Origin of the sequence: Photobacterium alginatilyticum, assembly GCF_009910675.1 — a bacterium.
GTDB lineage: Bacteria > Pseudomonadota > Gammaproteobacteria > Enterobacterales > Vibrionaceae > Photobacterium > Photobacterium alginatilyticum.
Genome location: NZ_RSEJ01000039.1, coordinates 19,782 through 40,313 on the forward strand (window position 1 = coordinate 19,782; position 20,532 = coordinate 40,313).

At 46.6% G+C, this 20,532-nt stretch carries 22 protein-coding genes; 10 read left to right on the plus strand and 12 right to left on the minus strand.

Annotated elements, in window-relative coordinates; genetic code table 11:
* The first annotated feature begins 74 nt into the window (after positions 1 to 74).
* Positions 75 to 968 (plus strand): LysR family transcriptional regulator, encoded by an 894-nt coding sequence (locus tag EIZ48_RS25640; protein WP_160657979.1) that lies wholly within the window; start codon positions 75 to 77, stop codon positions 966 to 968.
* Here EIZ48_RS25640 and EIZ48_RS25645 read toward each other — a convergent pair.
* The 8 genes from EIZ48_RS25645 to EIZ48_RS25680 all read right to left on the minus strand — a co-directional run bounded on the left by EIZ48_RS25645 (position 963) and on the right by EIZ48_RS25680 (position 8,261).
* Complete coding sequence (locus tag EIZ48_RS25645; RefSeq protein ID WP_160657981.1) at positions 963 to 1,778, minus strand: LytR/AlgR family response regulator transcription factor; 816 nt, start codon at positions 1,776 to 1,778, stop codon at positions 963 to 965. The two genes, EIZ48_RS25640 and EIZ48_RS25645, sit on opposite strands and share 6 nt — an antisense overlap.
* Positions 1,771 to 2,841: a sensor histidine kinase gene (locus tag EIZ48_RS25650; RefSeq protein WP_160657982.1), complete on the minus strand. Its 1,071-nt coding sequence runs from the start codon at positions 2,839 to 2,841 to the stop codon at positions 1,771 to 1,773. Before EIZ48_RS25650 ends, EIZ48_RS25645 begins: the two co-directional genes overlap by 8 nt.
* Positions 2,841 to 4,139 (minus strand): hypothetical protein, encoded by a 1,299-nt coding sequence (locus EIZ48_RS25655; RefSeq protein WP_160657984.1) that lies wholly within the window; start codon positions 4,137 to 4,139, stop codon positions 2,841 to 2,843. Before EIZ48_RS25655 ends, EIZ48_RS25650 begins: the two co-directional genes overlap by 1 nt.
* Position 4,140: 1 nt before the next feature.
* Positions 4,141 to 4,914: an outer membrane lipoprotein-sorting protein gene (locus tag EIZ48_RS25660; RefSeq protein WP_160657985.1), complete on the minus strand. Its 774-nt coding sequence runs from the start codon at positions 4,912 to 4,914 to the stop codon at positions 4,141 to 4,143.
* Positions 4,907 to 6,193: an ABC transporter permease gene (locus EIZ48_RS25665; protein ID WP_160657987.1), complete on the minus strand. Its 1,287-nt coding sequence runs from the start codon at positions 6,191 to 6,193 to the stop codon at positions 4,907 to 4,909. Before EIZ48_RS25665 ends, EIZ48_RS25660 begins: the two co-directional genes overlap by 8 nt.
* Complete coding sequence (locus EIZ48_RS25670) at positions 6,181 to 6,879, minus strand: ABC transporter ATP-binding protein (protein ID WP_160657988.1); 699 nt, start codon at positions 6,877 to 6,879, stop codon at positions 6,181 to 6,183. Before EIZ48_RS25670 ends, EIZ48_RS25665 begins: the two co-directional genes overlap by 13 nt.
* A 9-nt stretch (positions 6,880 to 6,888) precedes the next feature.
* Complete coding sequence (locus tag EIZ48_RS25675) at positions 6,889 to 7,542, minus strand: hypothetical protein (protein WP_240153101.1); 654 nt, start codon at positions 7,540 to 7,542, stop codon at positions 6,889 to 6,891.
* A 263-nt stretch (positions 7,543 to 7,805) separates the two neighbouring features.
* Positions 7,806 to 8,261, minus strand: coding sequence for an acyl-CoA thioesterase (locus EIZ48_RS25680; protein WP_160657990.1), 456 nt, complete (start codon positions 8,259 to 8,261; stop codon positions 7,806 to 7,808).
* 475 nt (positions 8,262 to 8,736) lie between these two features.
* On the opposite strand from EIZ48_RS25680, the gene EIZ48_RS25685 reads away from it, so the two are divergent.
* Positions 8,737 to 9,732, plus strand: coding sequence for a Preprotein translocase subunit SecY (locus EIZ48_RS25685; protein ID WP_205298614.1), 996 nt, complete (start codon positions 8,737 to 8,739; stop codon positions 9,730 to 9,732).
* 74 nt (positions 9,733 to 9,806) lie between these two features.
* On the opposite strand, the gene EIZ48_RS25690 is transcribed toward EIZ48_RS25685, so the two are convergent.
* Together EIZ48_RS25690 and EIZ48_RS25695 are read right to left on the minus strand one after the other, a co-directional pair.
* Complete coding sequence (locus tag EIZ48_RS25690; RefSeq protein ID WP_160657994.1) at positions 9,807 to 10,187, minus strand: hypothetical protein; 381 nt, start codon at positions 10,185 to 10,187, stop codon at positions 9,807 to 9,809.
* 18 nt (positions 10,188 to 10,205) lie between these two features.
* Positions 10,206 to 10,514, minus strand: coding sequence for a monooxygenase (locus EIZ48_RS25695; protein ID WP_160657996.1), 309 nt, complete (start codon positions 10,512 to 10,514; stop codon positions 10,206 to 10,208).
* Positions 10,515 to 10,617: 103 nt separating this feature from the next.
* On the opposite strand from EIZ48_RS25695, the gene EIZ48_RS25700 reads away from it, so the two are divergent.
* Positions 10,618 to 11,517: a LysR family transcriptional regulator gene (locus EIZ48_RS25700; protein ID WP_160657998.1), complete on the plus strand. Its 900-nt coding sequence runs from the start codon at positions 10,618 to 10,620 to the stop codon at positions 11,515 to 11,517.
* 61 nt (positions 11,518 to 11,578) lie between these two features.
* Here EIZ48_RS25700 and hppD read toward each other — a convergent pair whose 3' ends face one another.
* Complete coding sequence (hppD, locus tag EIZ48_RS25705) at positions 11,579 to 12,655, minus strand: 4-hydroxyphenylpyruvate dioxygenase (RefSeq protein ID WP_160658000.1); 1,077 nt, start codon at positions 12,653 to 12,655, stop codon at positions 11,579 to 11,581.
* A 308-nt stretch (positions 12,656 to 12,963) separates the two neighbouring features.
* Here hppD and EIZ48_RS25710 point away from each other — a divergent pair, with 308 nt between their 5' ends.
* On the plus strand, positions 12,964 to 13,929 hold the full coding sequence (locus EIZ48_RS25710) for a CHAD domain-containing protein (protein WP_160658003.1): 966 nt from the start codon (positions 12,964 to 12,966) through the stop codon (positions 13,927 to 13,929).
* 75 nt (positions 13,930 to 14,004) lie between these two features.
* A complete protein-coding gene (locus tag EIZ48_RS25715; RefSeq protein ID WP_160658005.1) occupies positions 14,005 to 15,849 on the plus strand; it encodes a hybrid sensor histidine kinase/response regulator in 1,845 nt (614 codons plus the stop codon).
* Between the two features lie 44 nt (positions 15,850 to 15,893).
* On the opposite strand, the gene EIZ48_RS25720 is transcribed toward EIZ48_RS25715, so the two are convergent.
* Positions 15,894 to 16,373 carry a glutathione peroxidase gene (locus EIZ48_RS25720; protein ID WP_160658007.1) on the minus strand — a complete coding sequence of 160 codons (480 nt, stop codon included), beginning with the start codon at positions 16,371 to 16,373 and terminating at the stop codon, positions 15,894 to 15,896.
* 196 nt (positions 16,374 to 16,569) lie between these two features.
* Between EIZ48_RS25720 and yhfZ the strand changes: the two genes are divergently transcribed.
* Genes yhfZ through EIZ48_RS25745 form a run of 5 tightly spaced genes read left to right on the plus strand, consistent with a single transcriptional unit; the run spans position 16,570 to position 20,446 of the window.
* A complete protein-coding gene (gene yhfZ / locus EIZ48_RS25725) occupies positions 16,570 to 17,466 on the plus strand; it encodes a GntR family transcriptional regulator YhfZ (RefSeq protein ID WP_160658009.1) in 897 nt (298 codons plus the stop codon).
* 40 nt (positions 17,467 to 17,506) lie between these two features.
* The gene (locus EIZ48_RS25730; RefSeq protein ID WP_160658011.1) at positions 17,507 to 17,884 is read left to right on the plus strand and encodes a hypothetical protein; all 378 of its coding nucleotides are present in this window, start codon (positions 17,507 to 17,509) and stop codon (positions 17,882 to 17,884) included.
* Entirely contained in the window at positions 17,878 to 18,756 is an 879-nt protein-coding gene (locus EIZ48_RS25735) for a phosphotriesterase family protein (RefSeq protein WP_160658013.1), read from the plus strand. The genes EIZ48_RS25730 and EIZ48_RS25735 overlap by 7 nt, the downstream gene beginning before the upstream one ends.
* 16 nt (positions 18,757 to 18,772) lie before the next feature.
* Complete coding sequence (locus tag EIZ48_RS25740) at positions 18,773 to 19,132, plus strand: DUF2620 domain-containing protein (RefSeq protein ID WP_160658015.1); 360 nt, start codon at positions 18,773 to 18,775, stop codon at positions 19,130 to 19,132.
* 12 nt (positions 19,133 to 19,144) lie between these two features.
* Positions 19,145 to 20,446, plus strand: coding sequence for a YhfT family protein (locus tag EIZ48_RS25745; protein ID WP_160658017.1), 1,302 nt, complete (start codon positions 19,145 to 19,147; stop codon positions 20,444 to 20,446).
* Positions 20,447 to 20,532 lie beyond the last annotated feature (86 nt).

Here is a 20,532-nt window from a genome sequence, read left to right on the forward strand (position 1 = left end):
ATAAACCATTCCTGCCAGTATTAAATCTATGTTAATTTGAATACTGGGTATTCTTAGTGGGAATAGTAGAGATAATGGATACACTCACTGCAATGCGTTCATTTGTAAGAGTTGTTGAGACGGGGAGCTTTTCGGCTGTTGCCCGGGAGGAAAACACCACCCAGTCAACAATTAGCAAGCGAGTCGCTATTCTGGAATCAAACCTTGGTACGCAGTTACTTGTAAGAGGGGGCCGCCTTCACAGCCTTACGGAGGCTGGGCAAAATTACTATGAACGGGTGGTTGGTATCTTACGAGACCTTGAAGAGGCCGAAAGCGAAGCGCGTTCTTTAATAGCTACGCCTCGGGGTAAACTGCGCGTATCTGTTCCGGTAATGTTTGGTACTTTGTACATTGCACCTGTTATCCCCGAGTTTTTATCGGCTTTTCCTGAGGTTCAACTTGATCTAAAATTCAGTGAAAAGATGGTGAATTTGGTTGAAGAAGGCATAGACGTAGCCATTCGGCTGGGAGACTTAAAGGATTCTTCGATGATAGCCAAGCACTTAGGTGATGACGACCTGATTATTGTCGCCTCACCCACCTACCTGGAAAAGCATTCTGTCCCTCAACACCCAAGTGAGTTACGTACACACAACTGTCTTGTCTACAGTTTGGGAGCAAGCGGTAATACCTGGACTTTTTCTGATCAACACTCCGATACAACGGTCCAGGTCGCAGGAAATTTTCAGGGTGATAGCGGATGTGGGTTGATGGAAATGCTGCTAGCCGATGCTGGGATCTCATTCATGCCAAACTGGCTGGTTGCCCCTTATATCCAATCAGGTCAGCTTGTACACATTCTGCAGGATTACTATAAGAATTATCCTATTAATGCCGTTTATCCCCTCAACCGTAATGTTCCTCTAAAAACAAAAAGTTTTATGGATTTCATTCAACAAAAACTCAATCAGAACCCTATTTTATAACCCTTTAAATAGACTCTGAGCGCTACGGCTAACAGGCAACTTATTCTTACCGATCAGTACCGAGAGTCTGCCGGTAAAGTCTTTATGTACTTTATCGATTGCTGAAACATTGACTATCGTTGAGCGATGGATCTGCCAAAAGTGGTCAGGATTGAGCTGATTCACCAGTTCTTTCAGCGCACTGCGAATAACATATTCATCCGCTCCTTTCGCGGCATTCTCGTTCTTCTTGTAGACCGAGATATACTTGTCCTCGGCTTTGAAATATAAAATGTCCGCAACCGAAATAACATAGATATCGTCTCCTTTGCTGGCTTTCACCCAGTTCAGATATTCAACCGGCTTAGGCTGAGACAACTGGTTGATTTGCTCAATCAGGCTACCGAGCTGTTCATGACTATACTGCCCTTGTGCGGTATGACTATCAGCCCTTTCAGCAAGGCGAGCCTTCACCTTGTCACATGCCTGTTCCAGACGCTGCTCCGAAAGCGGCTTTAACAGGTAATCAAGTGCATTTTGCTCAAACGCATTTATCGCATACTCTCTATAAGCGGTGGTAAAAATGATATGCGGCGTCTTATCCAGTTTAGACAGTGCCTTGGCGACCCCCATTCCGTCTAGCTCCGGCATTCTGATATCAAGGAAAACAACATCAGGCTGGTGAGTACTTATCGCTTCAAGAGCTTCTACACCATTGCCCGCTGCTGCCGCAATTTCAAGCTCAGGCCATACTTCTGCCAATGCCCGGCTCAAATGATGGCGTAAGATCGGCTCGTCATCTGCTATTACGGCCTTGGCAAACTTACCCATGCACTTCTCCTTGTTCCTGCAATGTCATCAATTGTGCCTTTGGTAAGCGGATCGTCGCCGTCACCCCACCCTCTAAAGGTTCTTTTATTGTCAGACTGGCCTTATTATCAAACAAAGACACTAACCTACCACGGATATTTTCCAAACTGACTCCATTCCCGCCGGAAGACATCGTCGGCTGAATACCTTTCCCATTATCCTTAACCTGCACCACAAGCTCATGGTTGTCTTCTTCTATGTGCAGCTCAATTGCGCCCCCTTCTCCCTTTGGCTCGATACCATAATAGACAGCGTTTTCAACAAGCGGTTGGATCAGAAACGGCGGAATCGGCAGCGTCAAACTCACATCATTGCTGATAATTTGATAGCTCAACCTGTCACCCAATCGGATCTGCTGAATATCAAGGTATGCCGAAATAAGATCGATTTCCTCTTCCAGCGTCGTGACATCTGCGCGGGTTCTGTGCAGATTGGTATGTAACAGGTCAGTCAGACGAACCAGCATCAACTTGGCTTTAGCGGTATCCTGATCGATCAATGCAATCGCATTGGCCAGTGTATTAAACAAAAAATGCGGCTCAATCTGGCTCTGCAGCTGACGTAACTGACTTAACACCAAGGCTTTTTCCTGCTCAGACTGTTTTCTCCGAACTTGCTCCATCTCATGTTGAGCCAATAGCTTTTGCTCATAGGAGTAAAAGTAATAGAAACAGATAAGCGTGAACAATAACGCCAGCATAATGACAGGTTTCATTTCGGCTAGTGACTGATAGGTATCTGGACCACTTAGCCAAAAAAAGGCATTGGCCGTACCCAGCACCATGGCAGACAGTACCGTTAAGACATTCACCTGTCGGTAACTCAAGCTCGGAAAAAAGTAGGTGGTAAACCTTGCCGTCGCGATGGCACTCGCGCCGTAGCCAAAGCTGATCGCGAGATCTTCATAGAAATTATCCGGCCACACAATGTAAGTGACGATAGCAATCCCCAAGCAAAACGCACTGGTGATCGCCACCGATTTCAACCAGGGAAACGGGTTACCTGTGTACTCACTCTGACTCATCAAAATCGTCCTTTAAGATTTAGCAAAATCATACGCTTATCAGATAAATTACGGTAGACGGATTGTTTGTCACCAGTCAAAAAACGGGCCGCAATCTCTACGTCAAATTGCACATCGCCGGTATCAAGAATGGAATACCCTAACCACTGGGTCATTATTGCCCCTTTGTCTTGCGGAGAAAACAACACATCAAAGGTCGGTTTAACATTTTGCAGGCAGGATACATTGCGAGACCAGTCCCAGTGCTGCCAGGCTACCGGATCCAGTGTCCAATGAAACATCACGTTATGGCTAACCAGATTGACATGCTGTAGAGGCTGGGCATAAGCATGCCTCAATCCGACAGGCATTTCATTGGCATGAATTTGCTCAGCATTCTGATAAGCTTGCTGCCACTGGCCGTAATCCCAGCTTCTGCTGTCATACCAATATTCCAAAATCACGCTCTGCCCACTTTCACTGGTCCATGTCAGCCCGGCCAACGCTTGTAGCCCGTTATCCTTTTTGTCAGAAATAACAGGCTCACGCAACGAATCTGGCACCCGGAAGCTAAAATATTCTTTCTGATACGCCGCGGAAGTGTGAAACTCCCAGGCATCATCCAGAATAGTCACCCAGCTACCACCAAGTAGACCACGCCTGACATCATCGTAATAAACAATTCCCTGCCATTCGCTATCGCCAGCAAGCCCGTAACGTCTGATGCCGACTCCTTGCTGTTCATTAAGTTGATCCAGCTCGCTACCTTGTTGCGTGGTCCAGGAAGAATCAGCATAAATTAGCGTCCACTCACCATTAGCGTCAAAATAAGAGGCAGCAGCGACTCCTGCCCCTTCCTCGACTTGGATACCGACCGGATTAGTTCTATATGGCTTGATAATATCCAGCGGCCGATAACCATAACCAACACCCCAATCCACCCGCACCTTGCCGAGGGTAATATCTACGTCAGTACCTGCCAGCGATATTGCTCCCTGCCAGAACAGCTCCCTGACGATCAGCTCGCTATCGCGATCAACACCGGACTGGGAAGAATAAAGATCATTACCTTTTAGCGCCAACACTCCAAGCCACTGTTCGTAACCTAGTTCGACATCCAGCAAGGCGTTTACCGATTGCCATTGCTCATCCTGTTCATCAGGAAGGTATACGCTGTTTCTTGTATCATGATGCTCGACACTGACCATCCAGTCCCAGCTCGCATCCAATGTATTGGCGAATGCCTGTCGTGAAACAAACAGGCAAACGATCAGCGACACCAACCTAAGCCAACAGTACAAAGCAGAAGAGCAGTTCATGTTATAGCCCCGACACAGTATTTCGAGACAAATAAGCCGGATTGTAATACTTCGCCGCCAAGGCCACAGGAGAGATCTCCTGATAGTTGATGACTGTCTTTTTACTTGGCTGAATACGATCGTGCAGAGTCATGGCTACAACACTAGTACGGGCGTTTCGCTCCCCTTTGGTAAACCAGGCCTCTTTTGCCAACTTACCTGACCGAAGATACATGGTTGCCCGGATGGGAAAGTCACTCCCCTTTTCGAGCCACAGTTCAATACGCTGATAACTGGCGCCCGAGGTTTTGGCTGTCAGCTCCAGTTGGTTGACCATTACACTCTCGGACATCGGGAGTTTCAGCTCTAAAGACTGGACCCATTTACCCTGATAGTCGGCACTCCAGGTTAAAGTCGAGATATCACCGACTGATGCTTCGCCCAGCAATTTCTGCATGGGGGTGATCCTGATAGGACGGCGGCTTTTTGGCATCAACAACCAATAGTTATCTCCCAACATCAGCATTTTTTGTCCTGCTTCAACTTTCGACTTAAACACCACCAGCGATTCACGTTCAGGACGGGTGTACACGGTATAATGGCGCGTTTTCTCCAGCTCATCGTTTTCATACAGCTGTACCTCAGACACCACTTTGGCTGCCGCACTATCCAACCGATACTGATCAGCCCGCTGCAAGATTTCCTCAACGCTTTTTTCAGGCTGGGCACTGACATTAAAAGCCAAAATGCTGATCAAAAAGCCAACCGTTTGCTTGAAATTAGACACATTACACATATGACAAAGCCTCTGTAATTGGTTTGTTGACCCCTTTACGGGCTGAGAAAAATGCTGCAACCAGGCAAATGACAAGTACACCGCTCGTGGCGTATAGCACCAATTCCAGTGAGAAGTTAACCTGTAGCGGATAGCCCTCGCTGTAACCGGGAGGCGGTGGCATATTGACTTCAACCAGCATCAAAAACAGGCTCAGAGCTGCGCTCATCAGGGCACCGGTCCCGGCACCAATAACGGCCAGCAAACCGGACTCGCGTAAAAAACCTCTGATAATTTCACCGCGAAAACTGCCTAGCGCCGACAATGTACCGATCTCGCGAGTGCGTTCTGTTACCGACATCGTCATGGTATTAAACAGGGAGACAAATACGACTAGCCCCATTACCAATCCCATCATGCCGAAGATAAGGTCATAGAGATTTTTTACGTTATTGTAGAAAAATGCCCGGTCTTGCCATGGCGTCAGTTCAATGCCCTGCCCTTCGACCATTAAGTTGAGTTGACTGTCGATAAGCGGCATCATCGCATCGGTTTGAGCGGTATCATTCAGAAAGACAGACAAGGTACTGACCTTATCAGACAGCAACAGCTCTTGTGCAGACTGGATGTGAATATAGAGCTGGCGTTTGTCTAGCTCAGGAACGCCCGTAGAATAAAGGCCACGCACCTTGAAGTCATAAGCATTTAACGCCCCTTCACTGGTTGTGGCCAGCAAGGTTATCCAGTCTCCGACTCCGACATTCATATTGTTAGCCAAATCGGCACCCAACATAACTTCGGGCTCAGCCGGATCATAGCGACTCGAAGTAACATCAGAGAGCGTTTTACCTTCCCTCATCGTTAGGAAAGGGCCTTTGAGGCTAAACTCACGATCATTCACCCCTGTTCCGGTGAAAATGGCGGACTTGCTGCCGTTGGACACCAGCCCGGTAAAATAGATCCGGGGCTGAACGGCACGAACAGTGTCGTGTTTCAGTAACGCGCGGATCAGAATCTGCGAATGGTTCAGGCCATTGCTCAACGGCATCTCTTCGTCTTTTTCGAAATAGCCCGGCACACTTAACGTTATATGGCCGACATCGCGGGCAGTAGATTCCTGCAGTGATTGATAGGTATACAGGCCAAAGCCGCCAGCGGCTGTCATCGCAAACACAGTGATCGCAATGATCATCACCGAGAGCAAGCTGCGGCGGGCGTTTCGCTGCAGATTAAGCCATGCCAACTTAAAGTAATAAGGCATCACTTTGTCAGCCAACTTGCTAATCGTTAGCTTACCCATCGCATTGCCTCCTGCTGGATATATCCGTCTAATAACTCAATCCGACGATCACAGCGCTCAGCCATCCGCGGATCATGGGTCGCGACAATAAACGTGGTTCCTATTTCATGGCCGAGATCTTTCATGATCTCAACCACAGCATTGGCTGTCTGGCTATCAAGACTGGCGGTAGGTTCATCAGCTATCACCAAACTCGGTCGATGCACCAATGCGCGGGCAATGGCAACACGTTGTTGTTGGCCGCCAGATAAATGATCAGGGCGATGATGAAGCCACTTCTCCAGCCCGACTCGTTCAAGCATCTCAGTTGCTTTCTGTTGCTGCTCTTGTTTCGAACATCCATTGAGATGCAATGGGTAGGCGACGTTTTCCAGCGCTGTCATTACAGGAACAAGGTTGAACCGCTGAAAAACAAACCCAAGCTGGCTCCGGCGAAATCTCGCTGCATCAGCAGACGATTGCGGTGCTGGTTGCAAGGCTGACGTGGTTTCCCCGAACAACACTTCCCCCTGATAGTCTCTATCCAGCAAACCAAGGATATTGAGCAGGGTGCTTTTTCCCGAGCCCGAAGGCCCGCAGAGCGCCACCATCTCACCGTTATCAATCCCCCCTGACACACCGTTTAGTGCGCACACCTCTTGATTGCCCAACCAATATTGCTTACGTATTCCAGAAAACTGGATCATGTTTCCCCCTCAGCCCTGATTGACCATATCAATAGCCTTAAGCGTTTGCGGATGATTGGCGTCCTGTTGCTGCATTTGCGCAAGCCAGCTTCTCGCCTGTGGCATATCTTCTGCCCGAATTGCCGCCTGCACAGCAAAGCCATATATCCAGGCTGTCGCTGCAAAGGGTTCCTTTGCAAATTCCGGCTGTTCCAGCAAAGAAAGGTAAATGTCGTAACCACGCTCGAAGTAGTTAAACATGTCAGGTAGCAGGGTAAATGTTGAGGCAGAGATAGCCTGCGCCAGGTAGTACTCATGAATACCAGAAATCACTCGCTGATCGGCAAGAGAAAGCGGATTGGCATCAAGCATGTCCAGACCCTTATCAATCTTGGCCAGACCCTGCTCGACATATTTCATTTTGTTCCAGGGCATCCAGGCATCACGACCTTTTAGTGTTTCAGTTCCGCCTAAATAGACCATTGTCAGCGGCTGTGGCCCTTCAGCCTCAATCAGGTTCTCAAGTTGCTGGTATACCGCTTCAACTTTAGCTTCATCCCCTGAAGCAGCTTGATTGTACAGGTTGATAATGGCTTCGATCTCGCTTGCCTGGACAAAGCTAGGTACCAATAACAGAGTGCTGACTAACATCACCCGTAACTTTTTGGTAATCATCTGAATCATGTGTCTCTCCATTTACGTTGATATTTGTCTCGATAGTAAACACGGGGATTAAACGGCGTGTATCAATGCGACAAACTGCAGAACCAGAGAGCGAAACGAAGTAAAACGCGACCGAAGTGTCATGCTATAGAGCGAAAAAAAAGCAGGAGGACAAAGAAAAAGGGATTGTAAGAAAAGGTTAGATAATGTTGTGTGGCCAAAGCGGCAGCGGGAGCCGCCGCATCGATACCCGAACTGTCTTAAGGTCGTTGTTTCAACAAGAATTACTCTACCGTTACCTGCTCGGTTGAAACGCGCGACTCAATGCTTTCAATGGCTTCAACTAGCGAAGGCGACAAGATGGCTTTCTTGTTGGTTTTGAAGTTGAACATGACCACTTTTGCTGTCCCTGACGTCGTTACCGCCCCGAGCTTCTTGCTGACGATTTCGTATTCCATGGTGAAACGATCTTCCTTGAGTTCGGAAACCCGGCTACCGACATAGAGCGTATCCGGATACGTCACCGGCAACTTGTAACGGCAGCTGGTTTCACCCAGCACCGGGCCGATACCTGTATGTTGTATTTCTTCCATTAGGGCGACCTCTCGGAAGTACTCAATGCGCGCAGTTTCAAGATAGCGGAAATACACGACGTTATTTACATGGTTAAGCGCGTCCATTTCACCCCACGCCACCGGAATTTCTGTAATCACAGGGTAGCCTTTCAATAGGTCTTTCATACATGCTCCTTGCCTTGTGGTGTTGATGCCGTCCTGCCCGATACTGCACACTCAGAACACTGGATACCGGCCGTAGAGCTTTTAATCTAACCTCGCACTAACAATATAGCAACATTTGAGCGTGTATCACCTTGATCTCACCACTGTATAAAAACCTTGCCGACAAACGAGCACTTCCATACAGACGGACATTAGTGGCACTAAAAAGACGTATTAGCCTTTCCACACAGTCAGCAGTTGGCGAACTTTTCTTCAGTTATGAAAGCTCAGTGTAAAATTCCGTCGTAAAATCTGCGGAGGCCTTATTTTATAAGGGCTAACACCTTGTTTTAGGGTATGCTTAGCCACCTTTTTTTATTACCCGGCGGCTAAAACCGGCGGGTTAAACATGAGCAATAGCGCTCATAGTTAAAGACACTGTTATATGCTTTACAACGACAATCTACCGGTACGGTTCCCGAAAGGAACGTTCGCGATGTGGACGGTATACAGTTTCACCGGCGCATCCATTCTTGCTTCCATCATATTTTCGCTGCTTCTTTTCCTCTCCATCGATGAAGATCCAGTGATGCAACTGCTGTTTGGCGGCCTTGCGGTTATCTTCGAACTGGGAAAATTCTTTGCCTGGTATGAATTTGGAGAACGCCGAGCCCGCCGCAACTATACCGGTGCCTTCTCGGCTTTTGCCTTCTATGCCGTTCTTGCTGCTATTTCTATCGGCGGTTCGGTCGGTGGTATCAACAGCGCCACCAACAAGGCGCAAGGACATGTCAATGTTCAGCAGAGCAAGATCAGCACCTACAACATGCAAATTGACGCGATTGAGAAACAAATCGAGCTCAACAATATTGCTGCCGAAAAATATATCCAGATGGAGCGAATCGCAACGGGTGTCGCCCGGATCCAGAAAGAAAATGACCAGCTTCGTCGCCAGCAACAGGCTTTGGCAACAGAGCGGGACAGCCTGCCGGTAGTCAATCAGGGATCGGTCATTGGCCTTATCGACAGTTTGGCTAAGTCGCTCAATGTACAAACGCAAACAGCACAATTAGGTTTGGTCATCTTCCTGTCTGTGCTATTGGATTTCTTCGCGGCTTTCTTTGTCGGATTAATTGGTGAAGAGCTGCGTTTCAGGAACCAATTCCGCCGCATCAACCCTATCACTATCGATGCGTTCGAAGCAGCTGAGCCCAAAGAGCCTGAGCTGCTTACCAACACAATAGAAACCAGTAATAAAGCCGAGCCTACTGCAGTACAGGAAGTCGAACCCGAACTACCCAAGAGCCCTTATGAGAAAGCGATTGAAGCCTTAAGTTCTAACCAGGTTAACTGCACCAAGCGAGCTGTCACCCGGTTTCTTAAGATCAACAGCGAGGAGGTGGATGACATCTTCAAGCAACTACTTGAGGAAGGGATTGTGAGCAAAAAGCCCAATAACCATTACCAATGGCATGGTGTAACAGAAAGCTAACCCTTCTCCGCAACGTCCAAAGCCCGCAGTAGCAATACTGCGGGCTTTGTTATGTGAGTATGATGATTAACGTATCAGCCAAGTTGTACTTTCTTGTACTGTGCATAGCTTAGGAAAGACAGCAGAGCAAAAAACGCAGGATCACTCCAGCCGAATCCAACGAAAATACCAGTAAAACACGCATACAAGGTAATCACGACACCTAGCAGATTGGTAACCAACAAGCCCTTAAACAACTTTTTCGCCACTAAGCCCTGTTCAATCTCACGAAGCAAGAAACTGATCGCTGCGATCCCGCCCAGGAAAATACTGTTATGCTGCGACAGAAAAAGGGCGTATTGATCATTGAGTTCAAGGCCGTACATCGGCCACATCAAAGCGGGTACAAAAAACAAAGCCAGTGCAAAAACACCATAAATTGCAGCATGTACCGTCAGGAATGTTTTACTGTTCATCTCATTGTTCCTAATACATTAGTGGTTAATCGGGCCTTTGTTAATCTGAGACAGAGGCTCGTTGATATCGAACACAATGCCTCTCACGTCGGTAATACCCATTTGCTGCAATCGCGCCGTATGCATCTCAAGGTAAGCCAAGGCCGTTTGCTCATCCTCGAATAGATACACCCCTCCCCCCTGTTGAGTCTGAGCATTCTCGGTCCAGATTTTCCAAATCATTCCCGGCTCATGGTTGATAGATTCAGCCAATTCTTTTAGCAATACAGACATCTCCTCACCAAAAGGGCCTTGAAAATTAAAGTCTACCTGTAGCAACTTACGCATAATTCTTTACTCCACTCTCTTCGTTATGTGCAATAATCATAATCAGCAAAAATTGAACAGAAAAGTTCAAAATATCTCAATTTAGTGTGCAAAAAATCGACCAATGAGACTCAAAACCACCCTCGAACAATGGCTTACCTTGCATGAGATCAACCGCTCGGGAAGTATTCAGGCGGCTGCAACCCAGCTAAACAAAAGCCATACCACTCTGATTTACGCGATCAGGAAGCTCGAAGAGCAGTTGGGAATACCCTTAGTTGAGGTAAGAGGACGCAGAGCGGTGCTAACCGAAGACGGTCAGTCTTTACTCCGCAGGGCAACATCCATGCTTGAACAAGCCCGAGATCTTGAACTGATCAGTAGCCAGCTATCCATGGGGGTCGAATCTGAAATCACGGTATCTATCGATCATTTATGCTGCCGGGAATGGCTATATCAACCGTTATCCGAGTTTTTCGCGCAAAACAAAAACACCTCGGTTCAGGTGATTGAAACATCACTATCAGGCACCACTGACGCTGTAGCATCGGAGAAATCCGACGTGGCAATTATCAACCTTCCGGTAACCAATCATCCGGCAGATGCGTTCGGCGTCATAACTATGGTACCTGTTGTTGCCAAGAACCATTTACTGGCTCAAAAGGCGAATCTATGTTTCGGAGACTTAACAACCGAAACCCAGATCGTCATTCGCGATCTGGGTGCCGATCCGGACAAGGAAAAACAAAACGTCGGCTGGCTTAAATCTCAGCAACGCATAACCGTTGATAATTTTGATCATGCGTGGCGTGCCGTCGTCAGTGGCCTTGGGTTTTGCCGACTGCCGGAGCATATGGTCAATGAGATGAACAGCAGTGACATCGTTAAACTCTCAATTGAGGGGGCACAGCGCTATCAGGTGCCGCTGCATATTACCCTGCCCAAAGGTGCTAAGACCGGACCGGCCGCTCATGACCTATACCATCTTCTGCTCGCCCATGCCTCCAAACGATTTGGCCACTAAGCAAAGTGGGCAGGAGAGTGGCGACTCACCTGCCCTACGCAAACAGCGATTTCAGCCGCTATCATTTATCACCAGCATCCAGCACGCCGCGGCGGATCTGGTCTAGCTCTATAGATTCAAACAAGGCCTGGAAATTACCTTCACCAAAACCCTCATTCCCTTTCCGCTGAATAATTTCAAAGAAGACAGGCCCAATCACGGTATCGGTAAATATTTGCAGCAAGATACCGGTCTCGTCGCCATCAATCAGAACCTTCAGCTCATTAAGCTTGGCCACATCTTCATGGTGACCGGGAACACGCTTGTTGATCCCCTCATAATAGGTATCAGGGGTGTCCATGAACCCAAGCCCACCCTGTTTCAGCTTCTCGACCGTTGCCAGGATATTTTCGGTACTCAGGGCAATATGCTGAATGCCTTCACCGTTGTATTGATCCAGATACTCGGCGATCTGGGACTTATCATCACTGGACTCGTTTATAGGTATCCGAATTTTGCCACATGGTGCCGTCATGGCGCGCGATAACAAACCGGTCATTTTGCCTTTGATATCGAAATGGCGTATTTCATGAAAATTTGCGATTTTTTCATAAAAGCTTGCCCACAAATCCATATTCCCGCGCTTAACATTGTGGGTAAGGTGATCGATAACCTCCAGCCCTGCATCCAGCGCTGCCATCCGCTCTTTGTAATCGGGATAGTAGTCAAAATCAATGTCGTAGATATCGCGCTCGCCATAGCGGTCAACCAGATAAATCAGGGACTCGCCGATACCATAGATAGCAGGTATGTTCAGCTCCATCGGTCCCGCCTGAGGTGCGCACGCCGTGGCACCTTTCTCAACCGCATAGGCAAGTGCCTGACTAGAATCAACCACGCGAAACGCCATGGCATTCACGCTGGCACCGTGTATACCAGCAAAACCTGACGCCTGAGAATGAGCCTCACCATTAACAATAAAATTAATATCGCCCTGTCGATACAACCATACCGACTTGTGTTTGTGCTTGGCAACCTCTGCAAACCCCATTAAGCGAAAGAGGTTTTTCAAGTTTGCGATACCCTCTGGGGTCGGTGCGGTGTATTCCACAAATTCAAAGCCGTCCGTGCCCATTGGATTATCAATCATCTTGCTCATCCGTATTATCCTCACTATGTCTTCAGCTGCCGTGTTTCAGGAGATCCGGCGCTTACTAATAGGATTAGCATTTCTGGCGAAATGATGAGACATTTCCCGGGCAAAAGATGTTACACAAATGTAAATCAATTTCGTAAACTCAGATTGACAATATGCAACTTAAGTCACTAACAAGGTAAAGAGTAAAAAGTTGCCAGCTAATATTGGTAACAAATTTATTTATATTTTTTGCAACCCAGCTAGCAGTTTCGAAAGCTTTACGCCATTCCTCTGCTACAACAACTAAGCTTTGTTAAAGAGGTGAAGGAATGAACGTTAATAAGAGAGACCAACTAAAACTACCCAAAAAAGTTAACCCTAAAATAAAGCTGTCGGCCTCAGCTGAAATATACCTACCCACTTTCCATTTTCTCAATAATGAATTTCTCCATGCAGTACGGCATGAAAAAGGTATTATCCGTGACGATGATATCGAGTTTCTTCACCAATACCGAGTAGCACTTCGCCGTTGCAGGACGCTGATCAGCTTACTCAAGGCCTTGTTCGAGCCCCGCCAAAAAGCCATGCTCAACAATGAACTCAAAACCATGATGCAAAAAACCAATCTGCTGAGAGATCTCGATGTCTTTCTGTTCAAGATGGATAAGTATTTTGTCTGCCTGGACCACTCGCATCATCAAGGGCTGATCCGTTTTATCGACGAGCTGCAAGATGAACGGCAAAAAGCTTTCAAGGAGCTAAAGAAATGGCTGAAAACAGAAAACTATGAGCAGCAATGTACTCTCATTCAAGGCTTACTGGCCGAGATGGAAAGTAACCAAACAGAAAAAGGACATATCAATAGTCAGGAGTTTGGCCACCTGGTCATTTGGCGCCACTTTCAGGGAACACTGTCACTCTGCAATCAACTCGATAGTAATAGTACTGACAATGCCATACACCGACTAAGAATTCGCAGTAAGAAGCTCAGGTATCTACTCGAGTACTTTGCCCCTATCTTGCCGCCTAAAGTCCGTAAAAAGCAGATAAAGAGTTTGAAGCAACTGCAAGATGAACTCGGTGAGTTCAATGACTCTTCGGTAGAGATACAGTTTTTCGAACACTACCTCCTTGGTAAGAAGACAAGCACCCACCGTTATAAGGCTGTCACCCAACTCAAAGAGATAACTCAGCGACACCATATCGAGTCAAAACGGCAAGTTATTACCAAAATCGCATTGTTTACACAGCCTGATAACGTTGAAAGCTATAACATCTACTCTCCTAAGAAGTAGCTCTTTCCCGTGATAATTCATATTGTTGAACTACACTTGCATGTGAAACCGATTTAATTGCAACTAGGTGACATCATGCCACAGAACCTGAACAAGGTGAGAAAGCTAAAAATCTATATCATTACCTTGATATGCATCTTGGGGTTTATTGTCATCTCGCTTATCCCATTTTTGGTCAATAACCTGCAAGAGAGAAATGCCTTAGACAAACACCTTCTAGCGGTAAAACAGGCAACTCAAGACATCATTTACTTTGACGAAGTGTTAACCATGTCAGCCCGAATGTACGCATTCACCCAAAGTCCTGCATGGGAAAAACGCTATTTGCACACGGCAAATAGTTTAGATAACGCATTAGAAGTGGCGCAGTCTTTAGAGCCAACAGTAAAAGATGCTATTCAAGCCACCACAAAAACTAATAACCAGCTCATTGCGATAGAAATGAATGCTATCGAGTTAGTCAAAAACCAACGCTTCACCGATGCTCAATCTTTACTATTAAATGATCAGTACTTTGAATTAAAAGCCGAGTACGAAGAGTATGTACACCGAGCACTGCAAGATGCCATACACCACAACGAGGTCGTCATCTTACAAAAGATTACCAAAACCAAAAACTGGCTACTCAGTTCAGCGTTTTTACTATCCATTTTGTTTTTTTCACTGGTTCTCTACTTCTATTCTTACAACAAGAAAACAGAAGCTTTAATTCGCTCAAAAATTGATGAATTAAACAACAAAGTGCAAGAACTCGAAGCGTTAGCCTTTGAGCTGGACTCAGCAAATAATGCAAAATCTGAACTACTGGCGAAAATCTCCCATGAACTCAAAACACCTATCAATGGCATCCATGGCAGCCTACAACTGATTAAGTATAAGAAAGTCAACGAAGAGGCGCTGTTGCTGGTTAATAATGCAATATCATGTAGCGACATGCTAGTAAGGCTAGTTGACGATATCCTAGACTTCTCCAAACTAAAATCAAGCAAATACACCCTCAATGCAGATGAGTATGACCTCTGCGCTTTGTTCGCTTCTGTTCAACAGATTTACACTCAAGAATGCAATGCCAAAGGCATCAAGTTCCATTTATCTCAGAAGATAAGCTGCCCAAATCGATTCTGCGATGGATTACGCCTGAAACAAATAATCTTTAACCTGCTCAACAATGCCGTAAAATTTACTCACAGTGGCACCGTTTCTCTTACCGTAAAAGAACAAGCTACCCCGGAGGTAATATTCGTAGAAGTTACCGACACCGGAATCGGGATGAACCATTCAACACAAGCCAAGTTATTTAACGATTTTGAACAAGGTGACAGTTCAATCACGCGCGTTTATGGCGGCACAGGCTTGGGGATGTCTATCGTTAAAGCGCTTGTGGAACTTATGGGTGGAAAAATACATGTTTCAAGTGAACCGAACATGGGAACCAAAGTTTCTCTGCAGCTTAACTTGGCTATCTCCAGAGAGGAGATAACGAAACCAGATACAACATGTAAGCCTGATTATCTTGATTCACTAAAAAAACTCGATGTTCTTGTGGTAGAGGACAACAAAGTGAATCAGTTCATCATAAGTAAGCTCCTTAAGAGTGTTGGTATTTTCCCTGTTATCACTAATAACGGACAAGAAGCCCTGGAATCAGTCTCTAATGATACTCAACTGGTCTTAATGGACATTCAAATGCCGGTAATGGATGGTGTGACCGCATGTCAATACATTAAACAATCCAGACCGGAACTTCCTATAATCGCTGTAACAGCAAATGCCCAAGAGAATGATATCAAATACTACCTCAATAAGGGGTTTGAAGGTGTCATTCCCAAACCTATTAAAATGGACGACTTATATCTGGCTATTCACAAAGCCGTCGCCGCCTCCGACATCAAAGTTTTGTCTAGTCCTAAAAAAGCCTGACGAGATCAGGCTTCCAGAGATATGCTATCAGCAATGAATCACAATCAACCCAAGGCTCTTTTAATATCGCCTTCAATCGACTCCGGCGCTTTGGTCGGAGCATAGCGTTTCATGGGCTTGCCGTCTCTGTTGATCAGAAACTTGGTAAAGTTCCATTTCACTTTTTGTCCGAGTAAACCAGGCAGCGCCTTTTTCAAATATTTAAACACCTCATGGCTATCCGGACCGTTCACATCCACTTTTTCGAACATCTGAAAATCAACGCCATAGTTAATCTGGCAAGCTTCAGCGATTTCATCATTGGCACCCGGCTCCTGACCACCAAACTGATTGCACGGAAAACCCAAAATAACCAGTCCTTGATCTTTGTACTTGGCATATAAGTCTTGCAGGCCCTGGTACTGAGGAGTGAAACCACATTCACTGGCCGTATTAACAACTAACACCACTTTACCGGCGTAATCGCTCATTGAAATCTGCTCACCTCGAATTGAATTAGCAGAGAGGTCGTAAAACGTTGTCATTTTGAATCTCCATTAGCTGCCTTGCCATCATTCTGATGCTAGCACTTATACGTAGTAACTTATCAGATCAGATTAGAATTATTATTCTAACTTTAAATTAAGAACCTGATCGCATATTTAATTTACCTCACTATAAATAAACCACTGCTGTTGCTAAATTAAAACTTCAGAATATTGAAGATAAAATAACAGCATTATGACAGCACAGTACATCAGTAAAGAAGGCGCGGCGATCATCAACGTTGCCCGGTATTTAATGACAACCTCAGTCAATGACAGACTAAGAACCATAGACTCATTATCTGAAGAAATCGGTGTGTCTGTCGGCTTTATTCAAAAAGCGCTGATCACCATTGAAAAACAAAACGCTGTCTCGTTATCCAAACAAGGAAGAAATGGCACCTTTATCTCACGGCTTGACTATCAGGCACTGGTCAAACTTGCTGGTTTTTTACATGTTGTTTGTGCCATGCCGCTACCCTATACCAGACACTATGAAGGACTTGCCAGCGGGCTAAAGAAACAAATTGGCGACCTGCCGCTGTATTTTGCCCATATGCGAGGTGCAGACGTTCGAGCCGAATGTTTAAAGGCAGGCACCTATGACATTGCAATCATGTCCAAGCTAGCTGCACAAACCTATTCAGACGGCTTTGTAACCGCCATCGACCTTGGTAAAAACTCCTATTCCCACGAACATAGGTTGATTTATCGAACAGGTGAATATGATGCCATTAAACGTGTCGGTGTTGACCCCGACTCACCGGATCAGAAAGTACTTACGAAACTCGCATTTGAAAACTCGCCTGTCGAGGTTGTAGAAATCAATTATGCCGATAGCCTTACTCACTTAGTTAACGGTGAAATTGATGCTGTTGTCTGGCTGCCGGAAGCCATCGACATGAAAAAGTATGGCCTGACAGAAAAATCACTTGGCCATATCGAGCAATGTAACCTGGCTTCAGATGCTGTGATGTTAGTACGCGGTGATGCAACACATATCAATGCACTGCTTCGAAAGCTCATCAATATTGCCGAGTTACTGGACCACCAGCAGCAGGTCGTAAAAGGGATGATTACTCCTAGCTACTAAACACTGGCTGTGTATCGCTCAACAGATAATAGAGGTTGCTATGAAGGAACGACTCGCCTTGTTAAGGCAAGCTGATGTTATAAGCCAACATGCCTATACAGGGACACTCGAAGCGGCACAGTTTCTTTCCGGGCACCTGAATATCGACACTCGCAATGAGCAATTCCAGATGGCAATGACGCATCTGGCAAGGGCTATTGATCGCATCACTGCCGGAGAGCCTATTTCAAACGGGTTGGATCCTGAACTCCTCGGCGAAATCTACCAGGATGACGCATATGAACAAATATCAGCACTCAATCTCGCCACGTTGACATTTTATGATATTGCTGCAGTGCCCGAGGCTGAGAATTCTTTTTTAATCAGCAATTTATTTTCGCTCTTCTGCGCCGGTCAATTTGAGGAAGAAGCATGCTAATCAACGCCGACGGTTATACCTACTGCCACGAGCACCTGCACATTGATCTCTCTTTGCAAAAAGGGGATATCGACTGCCGACTCGACCATTACGAACTTCTTCGCGACGAGATGCGTGATTTAATCCACGCCGGTGTATATAACATCATCGAAGTGACCAATTCTTTTATGGGAAGAAATCCTCAATTTATTGAAAATTTAATCAAAGACACTGGTATTAACGTTGTTCTTTCAACAGGTTATTACATTGATGGCTTCTTCCCGCCAGCGCTTTACACGCAATCTGCACAAACGATCTGCAAAGAAATGGTCAGAGAAATCGTCGTCGGTATCGACGGTAGCCAACTCAAAGCCAGTGTCATCGGGGAGATTGGCAGTAGTGAGAACCGCTTTACCGATACCGAACAAAAAGTCTTCAAAGCCGCAGCAATGGCGCACTATGAAACAGGCAGACCAATTTCAACCCACCAGTCGATGAGCACCATGGGACGTCACCAAATTGAACTGCTCAAGAGCTACAGCGTCGATATGGAAAAAGTCACCATTGGCCACTGTGATTTAAAAGATAATCTTGACGATATTCTCTGGTTGCTTGATCAGGGCTGTTTCGTCCAGTTCGATACAATTGGCAAAAACCGTTATTACCCTGACGCCAAGCGTGTAGCTATGCTCAAGGCATTATCCGAGTACGGTTTACTCGACCAGGTGATGTTATCCATGGATATCACCCGTCGCTCCCACTTAAAACAAAATGGCGGACTGGGTTTTTGTTACCTGGTCGACACCTTCATTCCAATGCTTCGGAACAACGGCATTAGCCAGAAGGAAATCGACGCCATGCTAATACATGCCCCCTACTCTCTATTTGGTTAAACAAAAGGTTATTCCTATGAAAAAGATTGGTATTGCAGGCCTTCAACGTGAGCAAATAAAAGAACAAATCAATATCGCAGCACCGGATCAGTTCGAGTGCTTCATCCTCAACGATATGGATGCGGCATTAAAGGTGAAAGCCGGTGAGCTTGACTACTATATCGGCTGTTGTAATACAGGGGCTGGCGCCGCACTCTCCATCGCGATAGCCATTATCGGGTTTAGCCAGAGCTGCACCATTGCCAAACCGGCAATACGAGCCAAAGAAGATGAAGTACAGCGTTTTGTCGCCGAAGGAAAAGTTGCCTTTGGCTTATCTGTCGAGCACGTCGAACATGCTGTCCCTATTCTCGTCTCAGCACTTGCTAACAACTGATAGGGCAAGAATATGGATATCATGAACTTAGGCCTGGTCGCCATACTCTGCGCCATGACGGCACTTATTGCCAACATGAGCGCCTCTGTCTTTCATGACGGGATCCGCCCCATCTTGCCGCAACTGGTCGAGGGCCATATGACCCGCCGTGATGCCGGCTCTGTCGCCTTCGGCCTGTCGATTGGCTTTGTTGCTTCCGTCGGGATCTCGTTTACCCTGTCAACCGGCCTGCTAAACCCATGGCTGCTTTTTCTCCCGACCGATATTCTCGGCGTTATGATCGGAAGCAGGCTACTTGCGGCATTGGCAGGCGGTCTATGGGGCATACTGGTGGTAACTTCACTGAGCGGGGTTAATGCCGTCCTGACCGGGTTACCTATCGATGCACTGGGCGCATTAGGCGAGCTCGGCACACCCGTTATGTCTGCCTTTGCACTTTTCCCTTTGCTAGCCATCTTCTATCAGTTTGGCTGGAAAGCCGGGGCGCTAGCCGGTGTCGTCATTCTGGTATCACGCTTGCTAGTGATGAAATATACCGGTATTTATCCCGAGTCTATTCAAATCTTTGTCGGTATGCTGATGCTGGTCGGTATTGCTATCAACAAGGATATTACGGATAAAAAGAACGGCATTAACCCGCCTGATATGTCCGGTATGCATAGCCTGTTCGAAGAGCGCACCAAGCGCATCGTAAAAAACCTGCCATTACTGGCAGCAACAGGGGCATTGATCGCCATTATCACCAATGCCGGGATCTTCGCAGGCTCGGAGGTATCTATTTATTCCTTGGCTGACGCCTACAAGATTGCTGATCCTCTCGAGCAAGATAGTGCTATCAAGCAGGTCGCACTCTCTGAGTTTATGCGGGGACTTGGCTTCATCCCGCTGATTGCTACCACCGCTCTGGCAACAGGGGTCTACGGCGTTGTCGGTATGACCTTCGTCTTTGTCGTGGGCTACCTTTCACCCAATATTCCAGTCGCAGCCATACTTGGCGCACTGACAATCTGCGTCGAGGTGATGTTGCTACGTAAAGTCGGCCACTTTCTTGAGCGTTTTCCATCTATCCGAAACGCGTCCGACAATATCCGGAACTCGATGAATACCCTCATGGAGTTTGCGTTGCTAATTGGTGGTGTCCTTGCCGTAATGAAAATGGGCGAGACAACCGGCTTCACCATTTTCGCTGTTTTATACTTCCTCAACGAAGTGATGGGACGGCCGATCCTGAAGATAGCAGCACCGGCAGTGGCGGCCATACTGACAGGTATCATTTTAAACCTGCTCTATATTCTGGGACTGTTCGCTCTCTAACCACCGGGTCAACAGAGCCAGTCTCACTCCCCCAAAATGGTCATGATTATTTGATTGCCCTTGTGGGACTGGCTCACCTCGTCTTG

What these genes read in the sequence shown, in the direction of transcription:
- EIZ48_RS25640 (WP_160657979.1), top strand. Translation starts at nt 75, where the DNA reads ATGGATACACTCACTGCAATGCGTTCATTTGTAAGAGTTGTTGAGACG.
- EIZ48_RS25645 (WP_160657981.1), bottom strand. Translation starts at nt 1,778, where the DNA reads ATGGGTAAGTTTGCCAAGGCCGTAATAGCAGATGACGAGCCGATCTTA.
- EIZ48_RS25650 (WP_160657982.1), bottom strand. Translation starts at nt 2,841, where the DNA reads ATGAGTCAGAGTGAGTACACAGGTAACCCGTTTCCCTGGTTGAAATCG.
- EIZ48_RS25655 (WP_160657984.1), bottom strand. Translation starts at nt 4,139, where the DNA reads ATGAACTGCTCTTCTGCTTTGTACTGTTGGCTTAGGTTGGTGTCGCTG.
- EIZ48_RS25660 (WP_160657985.1), bottom strand. Translation starts at nt 4,914, where the DNA reads ATGTGTAATGTGTCTAATTTCAAGCAAACGGTTGGCTTTTTGATCAGC.
- EIZ48_RS25665 (WP_160657987.1), bottom strand. Translation starts at nt 6,193, where the DNA reads ATGGGTAAGCTAACGATTAGCAAGTTGGCTGACAAAGTGATGCCTTAT.
- EIZ48_RS25670 (WP_160657988.1), bottom strand. Translation starts at nt 6,879, where the DNA reads ATGATCCAGTTTTCTGGAATACGTAAGCAATATTGGTTGGGCAATCAA.
- EIZ48_RS25675 (WP_240153101.1), bottom strand. Translation starts at nt 7,542, where the DNA reads ATGATTCAGATGATTACCAAAAAGTTACGGGTGATGTTAGTCAGCACT.
- EIZ48_RS25680 (WP_160657990.1), bottom strand. Translation starts at nt 8,261, where the DNA reads ATGAAAGACCTATTGAAAGGCTACCCTGTGATTACAGAAATTCCGGTG.
- EIZ48_RS25685 (WP_205298614.1), top strand. Translation starts at nt 8,737, where the DNA reads ATGTGGACGGTATACAGTTTCACCGGCGCATCCATTCTTGCTTCCATC.
- EIZ48_RS25690 (WP_160657994.1), bottom strand. Translation starts at nt 10,187, where the DNA reads ATGAACAGTAAAACATTCCTGACGGTACATGCTGCAATTTATGGTGTT.
- EIZ48_RS25695 (WP_160657996.1), bottom strand. Translation starts at nt 10,514, where the DNA reads ATGCGTAAGTTGCTACAGGTAGACTTTAATTTTCAAGGCCCTTTTGGT.
- EIZ48_RS25700 (WP_160657998.1), top strand. Translation starts at nt 10,618, where the DNA reads ATGAGACTCAAAACCACCCTCGAACAATGGCTTACCTTGCATGAGATC.
- hppD (WP_160658000.1), bottom strand. Translation starts at nt 12,655, where the DNA reads ATGAGCAAGATGATTGATAATCCAATGGGCACGGACGGCTTTGAATTT.
- EIZ48_RS25710 (WP_160658003.1), top strand. Translation starts at nt 12,964, where the DNA reads ATGAACGTTAATAAGAGAGACCAACTAAAACTACCCAAAAAAGTTAAC.
- EIZ48_RS25715 (WP_160658005.1), top strand. Translation starts at nt 14,005, where the DNA reads ATGCCACAGAACCTGAACAAGGTGAGAAAGCTAAAAATCTATATCATT.
- EIZ48_RS25720 (WP_160658007.1), bottom strand. Translation starts at nt 16,373, where the DNA reads ATGACAACGTTTTACGACCTCTCTGCTAATTCAATTCGAGGTGAGCAG.
- yhfZ (WP_160658009.1), top strand. Translation starts at nt 16,570, where the DNA reads ATGACAGCACAGTACATCAGTAAAGAAGGCGCGGCGATCATCAACGTT.
- EIZ48_RS25730 (WP_160658011.1), top strand. Translation starts at nt 17,507, where the DNA reads ATGAAGGAACGACTCGCCTTGTTAAGGCAAGCTGATGTTATAAGCCAA.
- EIZ48_RS25735 (WP_160658013.1), top strand. Translation starts at nt 17,878, where the DNA reads ATGCTAATCAACGCCGACGGTTATACCTACTGCCACGAGCACCTGCAC.
- EIZ48_RS25740 (WP_160658015.1), top strand. Translation starts at nt 18,773, where the DNA reads ATGAAAAAGATTGGTATTGCAGGCCTTCAACGTGAGCAAATAAAAGAA.
- EIZ48_RS25745 (WP_160658017.1), top strand. Translation starts at nt 19,145, where the DNA reads ATGGATATCATGAACTTAGGCCTGGTCGCCATACTCTGCGCCATGACG.